The organism is Pseudomonas sp. Pseusp97, from assembly GCF_047304025.1.
Lineage (GTDB): Bacteria > Pseudomonadota > Gammaproteobacteria > Pseudomonadales > Pseudomonadaceae > Pseudomonas.
This window is the reverse complement of record NZ_JBGLYK010000448.1, coordinates 1-981: the sequence shown is the minus strand read 5'-3', so window position 1 is coordinate 981 and position 981 is coordinate 1. Positions and strand designations below refer to the sequence as shown.

The window sequence follows — 981 nt, the reverse complement described above, 5'->3', positions numbered from 1 at the left end:
GGCATGAACTGGGTGCGGTCGTTGCCCAGCGGATTGGGGCTGGCGTTGCTGCTCGGCCACTCGTCGTTGTTGACGCTCATCGCTTATCCCCGGATCGCCCAGAAGGCCAGGTTCAGGCCGGGGAATTCGCCGGCGACATGGAAGGCGAAGCCACCGGATTGCGCCAGTTGCTTCCAGTGCTCGCTGCCACGGTCGAGCTCGTAGTAGGTGGAGCCGGCGTGGAAGGGAATCTGCCGGGGCGCCACCGGCAACGGCAGCAGGCCGATGCCCGGCAGCTGCAGGTTGACCAGGTCGCGGATGTGCTCCACCGAGCCGATCTTGCTCTGCTGGCCGAAGCGGCCGCGCAGGGTTTCGGCGGGCATGTCGGCGCGCACCACGAGGACGAAGCTGGCCGTGTCCAGCAGGCTGCGGTCGGCGAGCAGGCCGACGTGGATGCCGTAGGCCTTCTCGACCAGCGGGATCGGCACCGCCTTGCTGTCGATGAGCATCGACAGCGCCTCGCGCAGGGCCTGCATCACCGGGGTGAAACTCATCACCAGGTCGTCGTGCTGGTATACCGGGAACTGGGCCGGGCGCCGCCCGGCGCTGGAGAAGGTGGCGAACTCGCCGGCCAGGGCCAGCAGCTCGCTGTACAGGCGCTCCGGGTGCAGCGGCGTGATGCGCGCCAGGTGCGCCACCAGCGGTTCGGCGCGGTTGACCAGTTGCAGCAGCATGAAGTCGGCGATTTCCGAGGCGCCGCCGGCGCTGGAGGCGACCACCCGGCCGGCCAGCGCTTCACCGCGCTGGTGCAGCAGGCCCAACAGCTCGCTGCGAAAAGCCGCCAGCGGCTTGCTCACGCTGACGTCCAGCAGCGGCGGAATGTATTGCTCGTCGAGCACCAGGGAGCGGTCTGCACGCTTCTCCTGCACCCGCGCCACACCCAGCGCTGCGTAGTCGTGCAGGCCGTCGGCGGCGGTGAGCAGGCGCAGCGCGCGCTCGCCC

1 protein-coding gene is annotated in these 981 nt (G+C 69.5%); it reads right to left on the bottom strand.

Annotated features, from left to right (window positions below; genetic code table 11):
* Positions 1–83: 83 nt before the first annotated feature.
* Positions 84–981: type VI secretion system baseplate subunit TssK (gene tssK, locus ACCC94_RS29795; RefSeq protein ID WP_413353183.1), on the bottom strand; the 898-nt coding region annotated here is incomplete at its 5' end.